This window comes from Coleofasciculus sp. E1-EBD-02 (genome assembly GCF_040218245.1).
Taxonomy (GTDB): Bacteria; Cyanobacteriota; Cyanobacteriia; order Cyanobacteriales; family Coleofasciculaceae; genus Coleofasciculus.
Genome location: NZ_JAVJQN010000118.1, coordinates 1 through 21,266 on the forward strand (window position 1 = coordinate 1; position 21,266 = coordinate 21,266).

Annotated in this window: 16 protein-coding genes and 1 pseudogene; 4 read left to right on the forward strand and 13 right to left on the reverse strand. The window is 45.8% G+C overall.

Translation table 11 applies throughout. The features are described from left to right. Window positions 1-172 (forward strand): annotated as a pseudogene (locus tag RIC07_RS19285) (RNA-guided endonuclease IscB); the annotation flags it as partial. 158 nt (window positions 173-330) lie between these two features. Then, a complete protein-coding gene (locus RIC07_RS19290) occupies window positions 331-1,485 on the forward strand; it encodes a pyridoxal-phosphate-dependent aminotransferase family protein (protein WP_446395934.1) in 1,155 nt (384 codons plus the stop codon). Between the two features lie 192 nt (window positions 1,486-1,677). Here RIC07_RS19290 and RIC07_RS19295 read toward each other — a convergent pair whose 3' ends face one another. The 4 genes from RIC07_RS19295 to RIC07_RS19310 form a co-directional block, all read right to left on the reverse strand. Continuing rightward, window positions 1,678-1,869, reverse strand: coding sequence for a DUF2949 domain-containing protein (locus RIC07_RS19295; RefSeq protein WP_006100242.1), 192 nt, complete (start codon window positions 1,867-1,869; stop codon window positions 1,678-1,680). Window positions 1,870-2,347: 478 nt separating this feature from the next. Beyond that, complete coding sequence (locus tag RIC07_RS19300; RefSeq protein WP_446395935.1) at window positions 2,348-2,890, reverse strand: DUF192 domain-containing protein; 543 nt, start codon at window positions 2,888-2,890, stop codon at window positions 2,348-2,350. 229 nt (window positions 2,891-3,119) lie between these two features. Then, entirely contained in the window at window positions 3,120-3,821 is a 702-nt protein-coding gene (gene nblR, locus RIC07_RS19305) for a response regulator transcription factor NblR (RefSeq protein WP_446379471.1), read from the reverse strand. A gap of 390 nt (window positions 3,822-4,211) precedes the next feature. Further along, window positions 4,212-4,463 carry a UPF0175 family protein gene (locus RIC07_RS19310; protein ID WP_446377452.1) on the reverse strand — a complete coding sequence of 84 codons (252 nt, stop codon included), beginning with the start codon at window positions 4,461-4,463 and terminating at the stop codon, window positions 4,212-4,214. Between the two features lie 536 nt (window positions 4,464-4,999). Between RIC07_RS19310 and RIC07_RS19315 the strand changes: the two genes are divergently transcribed. After that, the gene (locus RIC07_RS19315) at window positions 5,000-5,971 is read left to right on the forward strand and encodes an NAD(P)-dependent oxidoreductase (protein WP_446395936.1); all 972 of its coding nucleotides are present in this window, start codon (window positions 5,000-5,002) and stop codon (window positions 5,969-5,971) included. 404 nt (window positions 5,972-6,375) lie between these two features. Here the strand turns inward: RIC07_RS19315 and RIC07_RS19320 are convergent, their stop codons facing one another. The 5 genes from RIC07_RS19320 to RIC07_RS19340 all read right to left on the reverse strand — a co-directional run bounded on the left by RIC07_RS19320 (window position 6,376) and on the right by RIC07_RS19340 (window position 12,807). After that, the gene (locus tag RIC07_RS19320) at window positions 6,376-7,398 is read right to left on the reverse strand and encodes a D-alanine--D-alanine ligase family protein (RefSeq protein ID WP_446395937.1); all 1,023 of its coding nucleotides are present in this window, start codon (window positions 7,396-7,398) and stop codon (window positions 6,376-6,378) included. A gap of 32 nt (window positions 7,399-7,430) precedes the next feature. Then, complete coding sequence (locus RIC07_RS19325) at window positions 7,431-8,831, reverse strand: sodium/proline symporter (protein ID WP_446395938.1); 1,401 nt, start codon at window positions 8,829-8,831, stop codon at window positions 7,431-7,433. 138 nt (window positions 8,832-8,969) lie between these two features. Beyond that, on the reverse strand, window positions 8,970-10,331 hold the full coding sequence (locus tag RIC07_RS19330; RefSeq protein WP_446395939.1) for an ATP-grasp domain-containing protein: 1,362 nt from the start codon (window positions 10,329-10,331) through the stop codon (window positions 8,970-8,972). A 199-nt stretch (window positions 10,332-10,530) separates the two neighbouring features. Next, a complete protein-coding gene (locus tag RIC07_RS19335) occupies window positions 10,531-11,358 on the reverse strand; it encodes an O-methyltransferase (RefSeq protein ID WP_446395940.1) in 828 nt (275 codons plus the stop codon). 87 nt (window positions 11,359-11,445) lie between these two features. Continuing rightward, a complete protein-coding gene (locus RIC07_RS19340; protein WP_446395941.1) occupies window positions 11,446-12,807 on the reverse strand; it encodes a sedoheptulose 7-phosphate cyclase in 1,362 nt (453 codons plus the stop codon). Between the two features lie 678 nt (window positions 12,808-13,485). Here RIC07_RS19340 and RIC07_RS19345 point away from each other — a divergent pair. Beyond that, window positions 13,486-13,698 carry a hypothetical protein gene (locus RIC07_RS19345; RefSeq protein WP_446395942.1) on the forward strand — a complete coding sequence of 71 codons (213 nt, stop codon included), beginning with the start codon at window positions 13,486-13,488 and terminating at the stop codon, window positions 13,696-13,698. 274 nt (window positions 13,699-13,972) lie between these two features. Here RIC07_RS19345 and RIC07_RS19350 read toward each other — a convergent pair whose 3' ends face one another. From RIC07_RS19350 to RIC07_RS19365, 4 genes are all read right to left on the reverse strand, one after another. Beyond that, a complete protein-coding gene (locus tag RIC07_RS19350) occupies window positions 13,973-14,899 on the reverse strand; it encodes an Rpn family recombination-promoting nuclease/putative transposase (RefSeq protein ID WP_446395943.1) in 927 nt (308 codons plus the stop codon). Window positions 14,900-15,412: 513 nt separating this feature from the next. Continuing rightward, window positions 15,413-18,799 (reverse strand): maltose alpha-D-glucosyltransferase, encoded by a 3,387-nt coding sequence (treS, locus tag RIC07_RS19355; RefSeq protein WP_446395944.1) that lies wholly within the window; start codon window positions 18,797-18,799, stop codon window positions 15,413-15,415. Between the two features lie 35 nt (window positions 18,800-18,834). After that, window positions 18,835-18,960, reverse strand: a complete 126-nt coding sequence (locus RIC07_RS19360) for a hypothetical protein (RefSeq protein WP_446395945.1) — start codon at window positions 18,958-18,960, stop codon at window positions 18,835-18,837. A 121-nt stretch (window positions 18,961-19,081) separates the two neighbouring features. Beyond that, entirely contained in the window at window positions 19,082-21,043 is a 1,962-nt protein-coding gene (locus RIC07_RS19365; RefSeq protein WP_446395946.1) for an alpha-1,4-glucan--maltose-1-phosphate maltosyltransferase, read from the reverse strand. Window positions 21,044-21,266: the final 223 nt, after the last annotated feature.

Below are 21,266 nucleotides of genomic sequence, written 5' to 3' on the forward strand. Positions count from 1 at the left end.
CGTTAAAGCAATTGTGACCAAGGGCAAAAAGATAGGGGCTTATATAGGTCGCGTGGCTGTGCGAACAACAGGCAGTTTCAACATCTCAGCCGCCAATGGTTTAGTCCAAGGCATTAACCATAAATATTGCAGTCGTGTACAGGGAAAGGATGGATACCAATACGCTTTCTGAAGGAAGTCCTGTCGGACTGCTGTTTATGTAAGGGGGCAAGATCCTCCCCATACATAAATGACAGGGGTTTCCATTCGTCCCCTTACCCACCCCAATTTTCGATGGGATAGTAGGGTGATTCGGAATTAGGTGATGCTCAAAGGTTGAGGATAACGCTCATGGATAATAAGTTGATGCTGATGATTCCCGGACCAACACCGGTGCCTGAACAGGTTTTGCTGGCGTTAGCCCAGCATCCGATCGGACATCGCAGTGGGGAATTTAGTGCCGTTATGGCAGAGGTAACCCAGAACCTAAAATGGTTACACCAGACTCAAAACGATGTTTTGGTGTTAACGGTGAGTGGTACGGGTGCCATGGAAGCTGGGATTATTAATTTTTTGAGTCCCGGCGATCGGGTTTTGGTCGGAAGTAATGGCAAATTTGGCGATCGCTGGGCGAAGATGAGCGCGGCGTTTGGTTTAGAGGTGGAGACGATTACGGCACCGTGGGGTCAACCCCTTGATCCGGATCTGTTTCGTCAAAAGCTGGAGGCGGATACGGATAAGACAATCAAAGCCGTTATCGTTACCCATTCAGAAACCTCCACCGGGGTACTCAATGACCTGGAAACGATTAATCGTTATGTCAAAGATCATGGTCAAGCTCTAATTATTGTAGACGCAGTAACCAGTGTGGGCGCGGTCAATTTACCCATTGATGAGTGGGGGATTGATGTAGTGGCGTCAGGTGCCCAGAAAGGCTATATGGTTCCCCCAGGATTAGGATTTGTTTGTGTCTCAGATAAGGCGTGGCAAGCCTACGAAACGGCGAAACTGCCTCGCTTTTATTTCGATTTGGGAACCTATCGCAAAGCGGCACAAAAGAATAGTAATCCGTTTACCCCTCCAGTCAATTTAATGTTGGGACTGCAAACGGCGTTACGAATGATGAAAGCTGAGGGGTTAGATAATATTTTTGCTCGTCATCACCGCTTGATGCAGGCAACACGGGCGGCGGTTGAGGCGCTTTCCCTGCCTTTATTTGCTCCGGATAATGCCGCAAGTCCAGCGGTAACGGCGGTAGCCCCTACGTCGATTGAAGCCGAACAAATTCGTAGCGTGATGAAAAAGCGCTTTGATATTTCCCTGGCTGGGGGACAAGATCACTTCAAAGGCAAAATATTCCGTATTGGTCACTTAGGCTTTGTCTGCGATCGCGATATTTTGGCGGCGATTGGGGCGCTAGAAGCCACGTTGCGGGAATTAGGTTATGAGTCCATGACACCAGGAGCAGGAGTGTCAGCGGCGGCTCGCGTCTTGACTCAATCGTAGGTTAAGCCATAAACGAGACACCCAAGACGCCAAAAAAGAGCGGGTCAACTAGCGACCCGCTCTTTCTGGTAGAGTAATCAACGGTCAATGGATCATACGGTATGAAATTCAACGGTTTAGACGTGAATGGATTATTTCCAAAGCGTAAGCATTTAGACATTCTTCATTTTCTCCTGACCGATTGTTTGAGTTTCAGACTGTTTCCAGCCAGTCATAGATTTGGTCTAATTGCTGCAATGTGACTAAACCGTACTGCCACAGAATCATCGGTAATGGTCCTGGGTCTTGTTCCCGACGTCGTTGAGCGATCGCAATGGAATCAGTAGAAATTGCCAATTCCTCTTGCAAAAATCGTAAAAATTCAGAATAGGTTGCAGGTGCCATAATGGCTATTCACCTCCTTATCGGCTACTATTTTGGAATCAGCGTCCTGCCTCCTTTAGCAATGGGTAGACAGATTTAATACTGTCTACTAGCTGAGGGTTCTTTGCTTATTGTGATAGGTTAATCCGGCACTGCTTGTGTCCTAGATCACTGACCATCTAAGATCTTGATTGATCGAGTTGAAAACTCACTGGATGTGCTGACCAGGTATCGTTTTAACCTTCACCCCCCATCAACTTGAGGGTAATTTTAGTTAACTCACTTCACACCACTAAAAGCTAGTTGCAGACTACACCCCTACTTGGTCGTGTTGATGGGTAGCCACAGCTAAGACAGGTCACTACCTCGTCGTCAGATAGTCTTTTATGAGAATCTATCTTACGAAATGTTAACGTAATTTCGTATAAAGATCTTTACATTGTTGATTTAAGTTTTCAATGATGTTAATCAAAATTTAAGATTCTGACGCGGGGTTAATCTATTCCTCTAGGAGGGTGATTTTTAGGCGATCGCCCACTTGTAGTCCCAGTTGAGCGGCTCGTCCCCCAGGGAGTTCAATCACTTGGTCAACCAGAACCCCTGGTCCATAGGTAGGACAGGGAGTGGAGATACAGGGGGGAACATTTTCCGCGATCGCTTTGACCTCGCCATCTCGCAAAAAGATCATATCCAGGGGGATTTTCACATTCTTCATCCAAAATGAAGCGCGTCGCGGTGGGTTCAAGGGAAACAACATCCCCCGATCTGGGGCTAAAGCCGTGCGATACATCAATCCGATCTGCTGTTGTCGAGGTGTCCTAGCCACTTCGAGTAAAATCAGCTGATCACCGATCTGGGTTTGAGCGCTAATAGGTAACATCTGACCGGAATTAGAGGATGACGAGGAGAGGGATGGCGGTTCTGGAAGTTGTTCGCCAGATTTTAAGGGGGTTCCATCAGCGACAGGGTTGGAACCGGATGCCGAACATCCAAACAGTATCAGACTAAGTGTGATTCCGAGTAGGCGAGTATGATAGGTCATGAATTTAGCTTAGAGAGATGGGGAAGCTGGGGTTGTAGAGACGTGCCATGGCACGTCTGGGAGCAGGGGAAGATGAGGGAGATGGGGGAGCAGAGGGAGCAGAGGGAGCAGAGGGAGCTGGGGGAGCAAATGACAAATGACAAATGACAAATGACAAATGACAAATGACAAATGACAAATGACAAATGACAATCAAAACCATTAACTTTAATTGTTCCTACCCACTTAACTAAGATTCTCGTAAAACATACCCAACACCCCGGACAGTTTGAATCAAGCGCTTGTCACCCTCATCTTCAATTTTCAGGCGTAGATACCGGATATACACCTCAATCACATTAGACTCGCCCAGAAAATCGTATCCCCAAACATTTTCCAGAATCTGTTCGCGAGTTAAAACTTCACGGGGATGGGTCATCAAATACTTAAGCAATTCAAACTCTTTCATCGTCAAATCAATCACTCGTCCTCCCCGCATAGCGCGGCGCGTCGTCAAATCTAATGCTAAATCCCCAAATCGGACTTGTTCACTCGTATTGGTATCCGGTTCTAGATACAGACGTACAATCTGCAAAAAGGCATCAGCGCGGTAGGGTTTAAGGAAAAAATCATCAGCACCCGCTTCTAAACAGGCAACTCGATCCTCGATAGTGTCGCGAGCGATGAGTAAGAGTAGGGGGACACGAGAACCCGCTTTTCTCAGGCGAGTACATAAACTGAGACCGGATTCGCCAGAACCAGAAAGCGATTGATCCACAACCATCATCGCGGGTTGGAGTTCACAAGCTTGATGCCAGCCACTGGGCGCATCTGTGGCGATAACCGTATGATAGCCAGCTTCTATTAGATCTAGGCTCATGCGTTGAGCTAGACTTTCATCGGTTTCTACAAGCAAAACACAGGGATTACCGTCAAGGGGAGCAGATTGCATAGATGGCACTGGTGGTGAGTCGTTGGATGTAACACCGGAATATCCTTTATTGTTCTAGCATGACTGAGCCTTGGGTGAATTATCCTACCCCTTTGACGGTGGGTTGTCGCTGACATCTTAAACCTGTCTCAATACATAAATTTAATGTAGTGGACTGACACAGCTAAAATTGTGGGATAGATTTTATCATTGAATCGGGCGCAAGTCTTTGCGCCCCTACAGTTTCCGGGCGTAATTCTAATTCATCAAATAAGGTGTGCCACGCCACTACTTTCTGTTTCTTATTAGTCGTCTTCAGACGACTTTCGCTATGAGCCTCGGAATTGATTCCGAGGCGGAGTAATTTGGTGGAGATAGAGTAGGGGTGATGTGTTGACAATGATTAGGGATTCAGGCATTGTTGACATCCTGCTCTAATTCTTCTGGGGTTAAAGAGAAGGGAGATACCTGATAACGCCCTAGTAACATCATAAATTCTACTCGTGAGATTCCGGCTAATTGAGCGGCTCGTCCGGATGAAAGTTTTCCCAGTTCAAAGAGTTTTACGGCGGCTAATAGCTGGAGTTCTCTAGCAATGGTTTCGGGTGTTTCTTTGAGACTGATTAATATTTCTTCGGGAATATCGAGTTGAATTGTACTCATGGTTGATATCTCCGTGGGGAATAGTATGGTCGTAGTTATTCCTAGGGTAGCTGATGGAGTATGAAGCCTAGCGATCGCGCTAGAGATTAATGGCATAGCTGGTTTGCTGGTGGATTGCCTATAATGACCTTAACAAGGACAGCAATACCCGCCCCTCATCTCGCGCCTGTGTCGCTAAAGCTCAAATTTCGCCGTTGATTTGCATCTGATGAACTTTATCAGCCAATTCCTAGCGGCGCTGTTCGCTGAGTTCATCAATTGCCAACATAACCATGAGTAAGCTTTAGCTTACTTGAGCTTTGACGCGGAAATTTATTCCCTGGCTATATGAGTCAGCAACATTCCACTTAAGTCGAATGGTACTGACTGGCTGGTGGGCACTGCCCAAATAGAATTATTTCAATCGTTTAAAGTTAGTATATTGTCGATTAATTACAAGGGTTAGATGCAAAAAGAAAACTAAATACCGTCATTAATCTCTAGTTATATACTTGGTCTATTTATGCTAAGATAAAAAACAGCATTAAATAATCCTTATGGTATCAACCGACAGCATTTCAGGAACTGAATCCCGCGCCAATTGTCCCAGAATCGGCATCATCGGTTGCGGCAATATTGGAGGAAAACAAGCCGCTAATTTTCTAGACCACGGTTACTCAGTCTATGTGTACGATCTTGATCAAGATTCAATGGCACAGTTGCAATCTTTAGGTGCTAAAATTACTCAGAGTTGTGCTGAAGTTGCAACCCATTCAGAGATAATCTTTACTGCCTTACCGACTCCTGATGATGTGATCACAGTGGTGCTAGAGGGTGAACAAAACTTGAGCCAAGGATTGCAACCCGGAAGTGTTTACGTGGATATTAGTACCAACTCTCCCGAAACAATTCTCAGAATTCATCACGCCATGGAAAAACTGGGAATTGAGATGTTAGATGCCCCCTTTAATGATTGCTCGGAAGGGGTTCAAAGTCAGCAAGGTATGGGTTTAGCGATTCTGGTTGGTGGCTCAAAGGGAACCTTCGAGCGAGTTGAACCCATCCTTCAACTAATGGCAGATCAGGTTATCTACTGTGGAGAAATTAGCAGCGGAACTCGATGCAAACTTATCCACAATGCTGTGAATGCGATCGCGGTTCAAGCGGTGAGTGAAGGAATTACGTTGGGTTTAGCTTCGGGAATCGAGCTACAAACGATTTGGGATGTGCTACGTTTGGGATCATTTGGTCAGAATCCTGGGGACATTCACGGCTTGCCTCACTATTGGTTCTCACGACGCTGTGATGATTTATCTCAACACCCTGAGTTTACTGTTCAATTACTTCATAAAGATTTGCGGCTGGCTCTAGAGTTGGCTAGTCAGCATGATATTAGTGTTCCTCATTTAAGCTTAACAATCAAAGACTATGAAGAAGCCGAGCAACGCCAATGGTCTGATTATGCTACGACTAAAGTCCGCTGTCTACAAGAAGAACGAGCTGGAGTAATTGCTCAAGATTATCCTTAGTTATAACTGGACATTGATGAGTGATGACTGCTAATTTTAGGCAGGTATCATCTGAGCGTTTTGTAGTGAGGGCTTCAGCCCTCTCCAGCTATGCGTTAGATTACTTTTTGTGCTGACTACAAACAAAACCCTATTTTAGCTGTGCCACGCCAGTAGTGGACTGATACAGCTAAAATTGTGGAATAGATTTGACCGTGAAACTGGGCGCACGCCATGCGCCCCTACAATGCTAATCCACCAATTAAGGTGTGCCACGCCAGTAGTGGACTGATACAGCTAAAATTGTGGAATAGATTTGACCGTGAAATTGGGCGCACGCCATGCGCCCCTACAATGCTAATCCACCAATTAAGGTGTGCCACGCCAGTAGGTTAGGTTTCCTACCTTAGCCCAATCTATTGTCCTTAGATTAAGGCTTCAGCGATTGCCGTCTTCAATAACTCATCCACGGATATCCCTGCTGCTTTTGCCATACATGCAACAACACTTTTAGGAGAAAAAGAACAGTATAAACCTGCCTCTAAAAACCAGGGTTGTCCTTGGGGATCAATGCGAAAATCAAACAAGCTATAATGACGGCAACCTAGCGCTTTGTGACATTGTTTGGCGACGTCTTGAACCTTGGTCGTTATCGGATCGGTTGTGTCAACTATCCAAGCCTTTTCCTTATCCTTAGCTGCACAAGCTAATTCACCTGCCTCTGTTTTTTTCAGTTTGTCGCTATAATTACGAATTGGATGATTTTCAGGATTGACTGAATATTCTTCTAAAGGGAGTCCAATTAACTCTCCATTTCTCACAAAAGTCCCACATCTTACTTCTCTTCCGAGTTCAATATAGTCTTCCACTAATACTTCATCGGCATAGTGAAAAGCTGTGGTTAAGGCTTGATCATAGTCAGCCATACTTTTCACTAGCGTAACCCCTAAAGAATTATCCGAGTTAGCCGGTTTAATCACAACAGGTGGCATTAAATTGGGGGTGTCTCCTTGGCGTAATAGTTCCCCATACGGGACTTTTACCCCCGCAGCAGCAACAATAGCTTTGGCTTTAGCTTTATGGGCGGTTAATGCCATCAACTCCGCTTTATTGCCCACATAAGGAATAGTTAAGAGGTCAAATAAACCTCGATAGTGAGTCATTCCAGGAATACAAAACATTTGCGGTAAGACTAAATCTATGTTTTGTGTAGTGATCCACTGTATGGCTTCAGCAAGAGATAGGGGTTTTGCTGCGTCAATGTCTTCTGGTGTCAACGATGAAGGAAAACGCCACAATCTATCCGGGGTAATATAGGCAATAAAAAATTTATAGCGTGAAGGATTAGCGGTTGCTGTGATACAGTCTTTAGCATAAAGACGGGATAAGTCGCCATAAAACTCATTTTCAGCAGAACCCACTAAATGCAGAATATTCAGCACTGACATGATTGAATCTCCTGATAATTTTAAAACATGATTTAATTGTTTTCCTGGGCAATAAAAACCTGAGAACCTAAATAAATTAGACCCCCCGCCGCCATACCCGGAAGCACCTCATAAACTATACCCGATAAATCCAGTCCCACCTTCCAAAACAACGCCGCCGCAATCCCCCCGAACATCATCGCGATCGCGACTGGCGTGGTTACCGATTTTTGCCAAACCCGTACTATCAGCAGTGGTCCCAAACTAGAGGCTAGAACTGACCAAGAAAAGGTAATCAAGGCAAAGACATTATCATCTCCGGCTAAGGCAATACTCAAGGTAATTACCGTCACCGCTAAGGTTCCCAACTTGGCATAATTATACGAGTGCGCCAATCCCGGAAACAGGTCTTGAGTTAACGCGGCTGAACAGGACAAAATTTGTGAATCTGCTGTCGATATTGTCGCCGCAAAGAGTCCCGCTAGCATCAGTCCAACTAAGATAGCAGGCAATAATTCCAGGGCTAAATAAGGTAGTGCCAATTCTGGATCACCATTAGTTAACAAATCGGGCAAAAGCACCCGCGCCGCCATCCCCACACCCATCGCTGAAGACGAGGTAAAGAAAGCACAAATCACTTTAATATCCCGTGCCAAGCCAATCTTATTCGCCGAATTAATTGCCATTGCCCGAACTAGAATATGGGGTTGACCCACGACACCAAATCCGGCGGCAATCCAGCCAATTAAAAAGGGCAAAAATCCCCACTCCAGATCCCCTGGACTTAAACTGACCAATTCTGGGTCAATGGCGGCAAGTTTTGTCCAGAATCCAGTCAATCCGCCACAATTGGCGATCGCTACCACCAATAGCAGCAGTAGGGAACCAATCATAATTGTTGCTTGCACCGCATCCGTCCAAATTGAAGCCCGAATTCCCCCGGAAAAACAGTAAATCATCACCACAATCGCGCCAACAATCACACCGAGGGAATAATTCCAATTAAACACCGCATGAAGTGCCTTCCCTCCTGCAACTAATTGCGCCGCCGCATAAGATCCCAGAAAGGCGATGGTAATTAACGCTGAAATTGCCGTAATCCAGCGAATTCCTTTGGTTTCTTGACCCAGGAAAGAGGACACCGTATCAGCAGAAATGGCTTCAGAAACTTGTCTGAATCGTTTAAATACAAGCCACCAGGCAATATAATCTCCGATCATCCAGCCAAGGGTTAGCCAAATCGCCGATAATCCAATCGTGTAAGCAAAGCCAACTTGACCAATAAATAGTAAACCACTTTGACCCGTCGCCATCGCTGAAAGGGCAGTTAGCCAGGGATTAACATTACGGCTGGCAAGGAGGTAATCGGTTGTCGTTGCTTGCTTTTGGGTTGCTGAGTAAATACCCACTGCGGTAAACAGCAAAAGAAATACGATAAAGGTGGCTGCAATCATTTTTACTGATAGTTGATGATTGGTTCTGTCGGCGCTGTGTTTACGATTCTCATTTCTTATCTCACCCAGATGTTACTCAACCTGTCCCCATCTCCCAGACGTGCCATGGCAGACGTAGCATGCTACGTCTCTACAGTATCAATCTCCCCCCAATTCCACCAACTTACCAATATTAAAATCAATCCTAATCCAGCCCTGCATCCGGCGCAGGTTATCCAGCAACAATAAAGGAATTTGCCAGTGGTGTACCATCAAAAACGGCACAGGATCATTCACCTGAAAAATGGCATCTTTCCCGCCAAACACTGTCTTAAACCAGCACCGGATATCCCCAAATGAGCGAATCTCATTCAACCGCCAAACTTCGTGATATAACCAATAGGTTGGCTTACTTTCCGGTAATGGCTGCAAGGGTTCAGGTAACGGCGTGTCACTCAAATACGCCTGTGCTACTCCGGGATGGTTATAAAACATAGTAATCGCCGAATGAGTACGTGGATTACACTCGATCGCGTAAACCGTCCCATCCTCTGCCTTGATAAAATCAAAGGAGGCTTGTCCCGTCAAATTCAATCCCTGGACAAACCGACTCACCCACTGCAAAATATCCGGCTGATCAACGTTTTCATAATTCACTTGAAACGCCGACGATTCACAGCAGCAGTGTAGTCGTAATTCCCCATTCCGCACCGTACTATGAGTACAGTATTCTTTCCCTGGAATAAACTCCTGCATAATCCAGGGTTTCTCCTCACTGATGGGTAAACTGTTGACAAATGCAGCAGTTTCTGCTGGAGTCTCGCCGGGGAGTTTCGTTAAGTTTAAACGCCGCACCGAGTCGTAAGGAATGCTTTTCAGGATATACTTGCGTTTCTCTTGGGAAAAGTCAAAATCAATCACCTGTTGCGGATCAGTAATTTTGAAGGATTTGGGTACAGATAAGCCAAATTCTCGTGCTTTTTCGGCAAACGCAAACTTATCATCCAGCAGTTGGGTGACATCTGGATCAAAATGGAAAACCTCACAACACCCCGATAAAACTGACTTAGCTAGAGAATCATAATAACTGGCGACGGGACTACAGACGGGAACATAAACATCCACATTTTCCTGTTTCGCGATCGCGAGTAACCCTTCCATGTAACCATCGGGATCTTTGTTGGGCGCAGGAACCGTATAAAACCGATCAACCGCCCGCGAAAATCGATGTCCCACCAACCAATATTTATGGGTTTCCACTAAAATAACCCGATGTCCATCGGCGTAAAATGACCGCGCCAGTTGCAAGGATTTGGTCATTTTTCCCCCAGTCAGCATAATGGTTTTGGGATTAGGGTTCGCGATTTTGGATTTCTGGAAGGGGCGAGTGAGACTATCCCACACCAGCGCCACGACGACAACGGTTAAATTGAATGGAAACGCGATCGCGAGTAAGGTTAATGTCCCCAGGTTTTGCAGTATGGCGATAAGACGCGCGTTTAGGCTTTGGGATTTCTCCATAGTATTTACCTGAAGTAATCATGATGAACCCGTTTTAACGGGTTTTAGCTTTTAGCCCGAACTTTAGTTCAGGGCTTTAGTTCAGGGCTTTAGTCGGTGCATTCATGTTGAGTCGGGGCAGGTGTAGGGTGCGTTACGCTTCGCTAACGCACCATTTCCAACGATAAGAGTGAAACCCGCCCCTACAGATTGTTAGGGTTTAAACCCGCCGAATTAGGGTCAAACCATCACGCAACGGTAATACAACCTGTTCCACCCTGGAATCATCCGTAACCACCTGATTAAATTTGGCGATCGCGTCTCCATTCGGTGTCCGTTCTTCGGGTGCTAAATAAACCTGTCCCTGAAGTAAGGTATTATCCACACAAATTAACCCATCTGGTGCTAATAACTGGGTATCTAGGAGCGTATGATAATAATCCACATACTCCTGCTTATCTGCATCAATAAATACCAAATCAAACGACTCTCCCGCTTCCGCTAATTGATGCAATGTCTCCAAGGCTGGGGCAACTTTTACAGTAATTTTGCCACCATGAGGTGAGGCTTGGAAACAGGTTTGGGCAAAACTTGCCACATACTCATCCACCTCACAAGCAATCACTGATCCATCCTCAGGTAATCCTTCCGCCATCGCCAAAGCGGAATAGCCTGTGAACATACCAATTTCTAGAACCCGTTTCGCCCCAGTCATCTTGACAAACATCTTCAAGGTTTGTCCTTCAATATGTCCCGATAACATCTCCTGTTCTAACTGGCGCACTGTCTCGCCATCGGAGAATAGTCTACTCCAATCTTCAGTACAAGTTTTCTCAACTAAGGCGGTTAAGGCGGGAGAATCTGGAGTTGTACTTTGATTCAGGTAGGGTTCAAGTTTAGCCGCAAGTTGATAGGCTTTTTGCAGAGAACTAGCCAATTGCGGATGTTGCGCCTCGTCTACTAATTCCAGAGTTTGTTCAAGCTGTTCGACTAGAATTCCCAGGGGAGTAACCGGACGTGCGATCGCTTCTTTTGTTACAGTTTGCATGATTTTTTCCTTAATGATGTGGCAATTTGTACCAGACGTTGCAGGGTAGAGACGTTGCATGCAACGTCTCTACATTGGGGGATAGAATTATTCCAAACCCAAATCCTTGAGATACATTTCTACGCCAGCACCACTATCAGGTAAGGTTGCACAAACAGCTTTATGATCCGCTACAGCCGCCTCCAGTAAATCCGGTGGTACCTCTTGGGCATAATCACAGACACCAATACCACAGGGTAGAGGTGCCCACAGTCCGCCATCTCCCCGCTTACGCCGCATATTTTGCTGACCCGCAATCATCAGATCAATGTCTTCAAGGATAGGATGATAGACACTTAACCCTAGAGAACGAATCAGTGCAATAATGCGATCGCGTTCTGTGGGTTGCAACCAGCCTAATTTCGTCGCTAAACTGGCGCCATACGCCATTCCTACCGCTACCGCATGACCATGCATTAACTTAGCGGCGGGTTCATAACGAGGACTCCAGGTGTGACCATAAGCATGAGGGCGATCCTGATACGTCTCGAACATATTTGTCCCCTCATATTTCATATAGGAGAACAATGCCCGATAAATCACCTCATCCGCAACCTTGGCTAATTCCTCATCATCTCCTAACGTGGCGAAGTGAGTTTCTACCAAGCGCGAACCATAGTCTTCCAGCAGTTCAAACAAAACCTTGTCATCCGTCACCGCCATTTTAATAATTTCCGCCATCCCGTTGCGGATATGACCCGTGGCGAGGGTGCGGAAAAAAGTGCGATCGACTAAGGTTAGTACGGGTGGATGATACGCCCCAATACTATTCTTAAATTGTTTGCCATTGGTACAAGTACGCGGACTCGGACCCGCGTCAATCGCCGCGACTATCGTTGTCCCCACCATAATATAAGGCGTGCGACGGTGTTGTAAGGCACAGGCTAATCCCGCCACATCACTGAGAACCCCCCCACCAATCACTAATACGGGTTCATTGCGAGAGACATCACAGCCGTCTTTTCCCAGGAATTCCAGCAGGCGATGCACCGTTTCTGGTGTTTTATCCGCTTCCCAAGCGCGACAGACATTCATTTGCAGGGGGATTTCATGGGTGTCAAAATACTGACGCACCGATTCCCCGTACAAATCATCGACGGTTTGGTCAATGATGGCGACACAGCGACCCCGACTATTATAGATTTCAGCTAGGGTTGGGTTAGAGGGGTCGAAAATGCCCTGAATTAACTTGACTTGCGCTTTTAGGGTAAAGGTTGCAGTGACTTCAAACGAGCGACTATCATTCCCCGGAACGATTTCTCCAGACCCAGTGTACCACTCCGAGGTGCGATACTTGGCTCCATGTTCGACTCCAATATTGTTAGCGTCTCGGCTTGGCAATGAGTCAATTAAATCTTCCCGGATTGTCTTCGTTGATCCGGCTTGAGGAAAGGTTGTTTGTGGAGTCATTGTAGATTGGTTTCTCCTGTACTTATGACATGAAAGGGTGTTGTAGCGTTCTGAAATTATTGGCAGCGAAAATTAACCCGATGCCGGGGGAAACACTGTTGTAAAAATTGGCAAGTCACACCAGAGAAGCTGCCTAGACAAGCATTGAATGGCACTGATTTAAGGGAGTAAGCACAAAGCGATTCTAGAGCGATCACAGGCTTACCTACAAACACTTAATTCAGCACTATTCTTGTTTAAGGCTTCTCTCAAATTGACCCAAAACACAGGAGTCCTGGTTGATTCAATTACTCTCAACCAAGTGGATCATCAGGGTTAATCCTGATTGACGATATTTTTCCAATGGTGTTATTGAATTTTGGAAAAAAGGACAGAAAACCACTATCTAAATTGCTAACCTGAAAGCCCTAGCGCCAAGGGAGTACAATAAGTAGACGACTCACCTTGACTCGCTTGACAGGTAATCCTGATAAGCAGATCTAGTCTTCCATTAGCGGGTTTTGGGTTAAATACTTTTTGTCAAAATGCCCATTGGCAAAACGGTGAACCAATTGATTTTGTCAAAGGGTCTTACTTACAAAGCAAACTTGGCTTGCCACCGATCTTACGCCTCACTAGCGCCGTTGTTGCCAACCAATAGTCTGTTTGATCGGTAGGCTTCCATTTTAAATTACACCCGTGATTAATTTGCTGATCAGGGTTCAGCGGTTTGGTGGTATGCTCCATCCTTATTACTATCCTAAATTTTTCATCAATCATGAGTGTGTTACTGATGAATTCACCAATAATCAATCTGCCCGTTCAGACAAAACAGTTTGGCTAAAGGAAATTATCTCTGACCAGAAACAATTTTCGGCAGGTAAAGGAGGTCGCCCTCGTTTCAAGATTTAATACACGTTTGCTAGTTTAACGCTTTACGTTTCTTACTCTTTCTGTTATTGCATAAGTTTATCGTTTAATAAAAATCAATAAACAAAGCTTATTGAATGGATGTGAAAAAAATAAATTAAGTCATATTTGTCAATAAGTAAAAATACTGATGATGCCCCAAACGGGACATTAATCAACGGGAAAATGACTGTCAATAATTGATTATTTCCTTTCAGGTTCTTAGCTTGTAGCGGTTGATTGATAAAAATTGAGTAATAAAAGATCAAAGGGTTGATCAGCGCGATCGCTCTTCCAGCCAATGTTCCAAATCTGCCAAACTGTTAAAGTCTAAAAAATCTTCTCCTAAACACTCTAACTCTTCAATCGATAACGCTTCAACTTGGCTAGTTATCGCGATATTAATCTCACTGAAACGCTTTTTGAGTTGACGCAGGATTAACGCGATCGCTTCCGTGAGTTTGCCTTCTTCTTTTCCTTCTTCTTTTCCTTCTTCTTTGGCATAAGTTATCCGCCCTTTCTCATCTTGTAACATTATCCCTCGACGATCAACCACGTCTAACTCTTCTACCGTCATTTTGGCTTGGTTGGCAATATTTAAAGCCAGTTCTATCTCACGGACTTCTCCTAAATTATCGGGTATGGCATCAAAGGTGGCAGCTTCTTTAATAAAATAAATCCATTTATCGCTTAAACTCTTTAATTCTGACACGGTTTTCTTAAATTTCGGCAATTCTATAAAAATGAGTTGCAATTCGGTATCGGGATAAGCAAATTTTTTCGTTTTTTCCTGAAAGATAAATTGATTGATTACATCAGGAGTCTGCTTAAACAGGATAAAATCGGTGAGAGTGACAGCAATCACCGGGGTAAGACTGAGATAGTCTTCTCCGATACCTAACTGATTGGTATAAGCTTTGCTTAAATTATAAACAACTCGTTTACTAAAAGCACTTACCCGCGCTATTTGCATTTCAATAACGACAATAGACCCATCATACAAAACCGCTTTTATATCTAAATATGTGTCTTTTAAGGTCATTGCCTGACCAGGATTATAGGGATTGATAATTGTCAAAGATTGAATAATATTCTCGCCCCCATAAATTATCGCATTGAGAAAACTGATTAAAATATCCTTGCTTTGTTCAGAACCAAATATTTTTTTAAAGGCATAATCGACCTTGGGACTGATAAATTTCATACTTCCCCTATTTGAGCCTAAATATATTTAAGATAGTTAAATTGTACCACTAGCTAAAGCTAGAGACGCGCCATGGCGCGTCTCTACATAAATGATGTGTCCTAACCGTCTTGGCGGTTGCTATAACCCATTTACAGCCCTTGGTACACAGATAGATCCCCGACTTCTCCAAGAAGTCGGGGATCTTGCTTAAGTACCTCATCAGAGGTTTTTTAAGATTGGGGTTTAGGTAAGACAAGGAAGATAAATAGACCAGTAAACAAGGAAGAGTTTTAACGAAATCATCTTTGGAGATACTAATGTCGCTCAAAACCTGATTTTAAAGTTTTAGACGGCTTGTCACCCCTTCAGCCGGAGAACGCTACCCTCGTTATAACCCAGTCCGCGCAGGCGGACTTTGTTTGTGTAGCAGCGATTTCAATCGCCGTAGCGATCGCTTGCACTCTAATCAGGGCGGGTTTAGTGATATCAGGGTGAAAACTAAACCTTAATAATAAAACCCGCCCCTACACTCTACCTCATCGGCGGCGTCTGGAAACTCATCTCCCCACCAGACATAGGTACTGACTCCAGCAACTGGAGAATGCGCTGTAAGGGAATATCTACCCACTTGGGTCGATTATTGAGTTCATAGCCTAACTCATAAATCGATTTCTCAAACAGATAAGCATCCAACAGCACCTGTAACTCCTGAGTCGTTTGGGGAATAAACGAATGACCTGCACTTGTAGCCAGATAGGTTTTTAGGAAGGTATCACTCACCCAGGAATACCAGAACCCAGTCCATTGTTCCATCACCGAGAGATTATCCGGGCGGATCATACCACTGTCCATTTCATTGCGTAAGCCCAGCGCCACCGCATAGTGGAATGATTGCAGCATTCCCGCCACATCCCGTAGGGGCGATCGCTTCATCCGCCGTTCACTCAGAGGACGGGCGGGTTCTCCCTCAAAGTCAATGATAATTAAGTCTTTCCCCGTATATAAGACTTGTCCTAAATGGAAATCACCATGACAACGGGTACGCATCGACGTAATTTGCAGATTGATTAAGGCTTTAAAGCGTCCTAAAATCTGCTCTTGGCGGTTGAGAATGGTTTGGGCTAAGGGCTGAGTTTCCTCCGGTAATACCTCGATCCGTTTTTTCAGTAGCAGTAAAACCTGACCCGTCAGGTTCCGCATATACTGATACACAGACCGTTGATAGAACGAGGTAAACGGTTCTGGGGCAAAGTTAGGATTCTCCGCATCCGAGGACAAAGCAATATGCAATTGAGCCGTGCGCTTTGCCAACAGTTGTGTCGTATCCAAATAGGGAACAATCAGATCGTAGCCAAAGGGCGGATCAGTTCGATCTAGCGACTCGACAGCCGAGGGTAAGAGGAGTTCCATCTCCTGTAAATCTGATCCGGGCAATACCATCACTTGCTCAAAATAGCCGCGCAGGGAATCTAAGGTATAAGACCAAGCATTGGTGGTATTGGGAACAAATGCTTGCAAAGCGCCGATGGTGATCGTATCTGAGTTGGAAACGCGATACTCCAGCGCCCCAGCCACGGGAACAAAATGTTCGGTGACATGTTTATCGGTGAGGAAACGCCCAATTTCTAAGTCTGGGTTAATTCCTTCTTCAACCTTACGGAATAGCTTTAAGATAAAGCGATCGCCATACACGATTGAAGTATTACTTTGTTCGCCTCTGAGCAGATGCGGTTCCAGGTGAGTCGCCTCCTGCATCAGTTCAGCCAGGGCGTCCGTTGCTGTAGCCACTAAGGTTCCCGCCTTTCCTTTATAGCGATGCTTGTGACGCACGGCATCTAAGGGGAAGGCTAAAAAGTCCGGTTCAGCTACCGCATCGAATAATAAGCCTACCTCTTCCTGTCCCTCAACCTGGAGATAAGCAATGACCTGATGAGCCTGAATGTTCGACCCATCGCCACCCAGTTCCGTTCCTGGTGCGTAAGCTAAGGGCAGAATGTAGGTTTCTGGGATACCCTCAGTGTATTCGAGTTTGATAAAAATCAACTCAGCCTCGGTTTCTTTATAGGAGACGGGAATGGCGTCCACAATCTCTGCCGATTGCACCGTCCTCGCCTTACCCCCAAACCAGCGACAAGTATAGAGGTAATTGGGCAAAATCGACTCCAAGGTTGTCTTTAAAATCGGTTGAGAAAACACCGTTTGCCATTTGCCACTCACCCTCAGTGTCGGCGGTTGAACTTGGGAACTGGGAGTTTCCGCTAGAGTGTCTTGCAACTGGAGGGTAAACCAGTAGAAGCTATGGGGGCTAAGGCTGAGGAAATAGGAGGAAGAACCAATCGCTGGGAATTGGGTACGTCCAAAAATCTCCACGGGTACCATCCCTTGGAATGCCGAGAGATCCAATTCCACCGTTTGCACAAATCGCGACAAGTTGGCAACCACTAAAATATGTTCCCCGGCATAAGTGCGGGTAAATGCCAAAACCTTACGGTTATCGGGATGGAGAAACTCAAACGTTCCTCGCCCAAACGCTTGGAAACGCTGGCGGGTGGCAATTAACCGCTTCATCCACCACCACAGGGAATTGGGATTCCCCTGCTGCGCTTCTACATTAATCGCTTCATAATGATATTCTGGGTCAACAATCGGCGGGGCGTAAAGTCGTTGCGGATTCGTGCGCGAGAAGCCAGCATTGCGGTCAGCACTCCATTGCATCGGTGTGCGTACCCCGTTGCGATCGCCCAGATAAATATTATCGCCCATACCAATCTCATCCCCGTAGTAAATGACGGGGGTACCGGGGAGAGACAGCAGCAACCCATTCATCAATTGAATTTGGTCGCGATTATTCCCCATCAGTGGTGCGAGGCGGCGACGAATCCCTAAATTGAGTCGTGCCTGCGGGTCTTCTGCATACACTTTATACATGTAGTCCCGGTCTTCATCACTGACCATTTCCAGAGTCAGTTCGTCATGATTCCGCAGGAACAATGCCCACTGACAGTTATTGGGAATTTGCGGCGTCTGGTTGAGAATATCAATGATGGGGAAATTATCCTCCATCTTCAATGACATAAACAGGCGCGGCATTAGGGGAAAATGGAAATTCATGTGGCACTCATCCCCCTGCCCATAATACTCCGCCGCATCTTCGGGCCACTGATTCGCCTCAGCCAACAGCATCCGATTGGGGAACTTGGCATCAACATGGGCGCGTAATTGTTTCAAGAACGCATGGGTAGCGGGTAAATTCTCACAGTTTGTGTCTTCTTGTTCATACAAATAAGGCACGGCGTCCATCCGCAGTCCATCCACGCCCATTGCCAACCATAAATCCACAACCTCTAAAACGGCTTTAGCCACTTCCGGATTTTCGTAATTGAGGTCAGGTTGATGGGAATAGAAGCGATGCCAATAATACGCTTTAGCCACCGGGTCCCACGCCCAGTTAGAATGTTCAAAATCCTGGAAAATAATCCGGGCATCTTTATATTTTTCCGGGTTCTCACTCCAGACATAAAAATCCCGTTCACTACTGCCTTTCGGGGCTTTGCGAGCGCGTTGAAACCAGGGGTGCTGATCGGAGGTATGGTTAACAATTAACTCAATAATTACCCGAATACCCCGTTGATGCGCCGCATCTAACAGCTCTTTGAGATCTTCGATTGTGCCAAAAATAGGATTGATTTTTTTATATTCGGCAATATCGTAGCCATCATCTTTAAGCGGAGAGGGGAAAAAGGGTAATGTCCAGATTGCAGTGACCCCTAAATCCCGTAAATAATCCAGCTTCGATGTCAATCCGCGCAAGTCACCAACTCCATCGCCATTGCTATCGGCAAAGGCACGAATCGGCACTTCATAGATGATGGCATCTTTAAACCATAACGGATCATCTTTTAAGATTGAGTTAAGCATTGGTTCTTTGGTAGTTCTCCCTGGTTGATTCGTCATTATTCGTCATTTGTCAGGGAACAGGGAACAGGGAACAGGGAACAGGGAACAGGGAACAGGGAATAGGTAATAGGCAATAGGCAATGGGCAATAGGTAAGGTAGAGTTTTGAGTTAACTTACTCATCTCCCTCATCTCCCTCATCTCCCTCATCTCCCTCATCTCCCTCATCTTCCCCATCTCCCTCATCTCCCTCATCTCCCTCATCTTCCCCATCTCCCTCATCTTCCCCATCTCTCCCATCTTCCTATTGCCTTACCCAGAAAACATGGGCTGGAATACCCTGAGGATTAAGTTCCACATAGTTATGTCCGCCAAACCAAGTGTAGTGGGTATCACTAAGTAGATCATGGAGATAGTATTCCCGATAGGGGTCAATCCCTAAGGATTCTAAGGGCAAGTCAATGAAGCCTGCTTGCATCCACTGAGGGTCAAAACTGACCACCATTAGCATCACATCCTTGCAATCATCAGTCTGTTTGCTGTAACAAATAATATGGTGATTATCCGTGTGATGAAACCGCAAACTGCCGTTACTTTGCAACGCGGGATGTTCCCGACGGGCAAAATTGACCCGGGTAATCAAGTCTTTGATTGTATACGGACTCTCTAAATCCCATTCCCGAATCTGATATTTCTCTGAGTGTAAGTACTCTTCGCTACCGGGTTTCAGCGCCCGATTTTCGCAGACTTCAAACGCGGGTCCATAAATCCCATAGTTTGCCGTTAAAGTTGCTGCCAGCACTAAGCGAATAATACAGGCAGGGCGTCCCCCATGCTGAATAAACTCATGCAAAATATCCGGGGTATTGGGCCAAAAGTTGGGGCGAAAGATGTCGTGGGCGGCGGTTTGGGTGAGTTCGGTGAGATATTGGGTCATTTCCCACTTACTATTACGCCAAGTGAAGTAGGTATAGGATTGGGTAAATCCTAACTTGGCGAGGCGATACATCACCTTGGGACGGGTAAAGGATTCCGAGAGGTAAATTAAATCGGGATAGGTTTGTCTCAAATCCGCAATCACCCATTCCCAAAAGTCAAAAGCTTTGGTATGAGGGTTATCGACTCGGAAAATCCGCACGCCTTTTTCAATCCAAAAAAGCATGACACTCCGCAGTTCTTGCCACAGATTTTGCCAGTCTGGGGTTTCAAAGTCAATCGGATAAATATCCTGATATTTTTTCGGCGGATTCTCGGCGTATTGAATCGTCCCATCCGGGCGCTGGCGGAACCATTGGGGATTTTCTTTGATGTAGGGGTGATCGGGAGAACATTGGAAGGCTAAGTCTAGGGCAATTTCAATCCCATGTTCAGCGGCTTTGGCAACAAACTCCTCAAAGTCAGCCATGGTTCCTAACTGAGGATGAACCGCCTTGTGTCCGCCTTCGGCTGCACCAATACCCCAGGGTACACCCACATCGTCAGGTTCGGCGACATTGGTGTTATTTTTGCCTTTGCGAAATTGCTTGCCAATGGGATGAATCGGGGGTAAATACAGGACATCAAACCCCATACTGGCAATATAGGGTAAGCGGGTTTGGGCATCTTTGAATGTGCCATGTTTGCCCGGTTCACCACAGGAACGGGGAAACATTTCGTACCAGGTGCTAAACCTTGCCCGTTCTCGGTCTACGGTAATTCTCAGTTCTTTGTGGTAGGTGCTGGCAAATTTGCGATCGGGGTATTTTGCCATTAGGGTCGCCAGTTCCGGGGAAATGGCTTTATCCCCTAAAATTGGTTGGGCGACATCTTGCGATCGCAGTGTCGAGACCCAGGTTTTTAACTGTGCCGCATCATCCCCACTGGCACGTTTCACCGCGTCTTCAACTAAGTTTGCCCCAATCAGCAAGTCAACGGACACATCCTGTTCGGCTGCCAATTTCTTGGTCATGTCCCGTTGCCAGGATTTAAAATGATCCGCCCAGCCCATAATGGTATAGACATAATCCCCCATCTCTGATACAGTAAATTCTCCCTGCCAGCGATCGTTCACCGTTGGCGATAGGGGAACCTCAAACCAGGTTTGAGACTTTTGGGGACGGTACAAAATGACGCCAGAAACGGCATCATGACTGTCACAGAACATATCCACTTCCACATGGACTCGTTCCCCAACTGTCCGCTTGATGGCAAAACGACCCCCATCGATTTGGGGCAACACACCCTCTATTTGAACTCGTCTCCGACCTTCCTCTGGCAATGGCAGCATGATCAACACGTCCTTTAGCTTTTGCTTCTAAAACAGTCGCAGGTGCCCCTTACTGTCATACCGCTTTATCCTTCAGCCCTTACTCTTGTTCCTTTGACTCTGGTTAAGAGACTGAAGTTGGTGTAACTACCTAAATGTAAAGCGTTTCGATAAACCTGTCCGACTGCTACATTAGTTAACTTTACGAATTAATGTCAAGATTTCTATGCAAAATGTTAATAAA